The organism is Pseudomonas sp. BJa3 (assembly GCF_026343815.1).
In the GTDB taxonomy this organism is placed as follows: domain Bacteria; phylum Pseudomonadota; class Gammaproteobacteria; order Pseudomonadales; family Pseudomonadaceae; genus Aquipseudomonas; species Aquipseudomonas soli.
In genome coordinates, this window is sequence record NZ_JAOXMC010000421.1 from 1 (window position 1) to 248 (window position 248).

The window sequence follows — 248 nt, forward strand, 5'->3', positions numbered from 1 at the left end:
TGAAAGCATCGCCATCTTACGTTGGTCAACTGGCCATGAGATGCGACTTGGCTCTCTAAGGGCTGTGCCGTCGTCCGCCGCGCTGTAAGCCCCCACGACGATTTGGAGGAGTAGATGCCCGCGCCCAAGGTCTTTATCTCGTACTCGCACGACTCGCCGGAGCACAAGTCATGGGCGATGCGCGTGGCCACTTCACTTCGAGAGTTGGGGGTCGACGCGACGCTGGATCAATGGGATCTGGTGCCTGG

General features: G+C 60.1%; 1 protein-coding gene. It reads left to right on the plus strand.

All coding sequences use genetic code 11. From position 1 onward, the window contains the following. Positions 1 to 114: 114 nt before the first annotated feature. On the plus strand, positions 115 to 248 hold a 134-nt coding region (locus OH705_RS30055; RefSeq protein ID WP_416383611.1), incomplete at its 3' end, for a toll/interleukin-1 receptor domain-containing protein.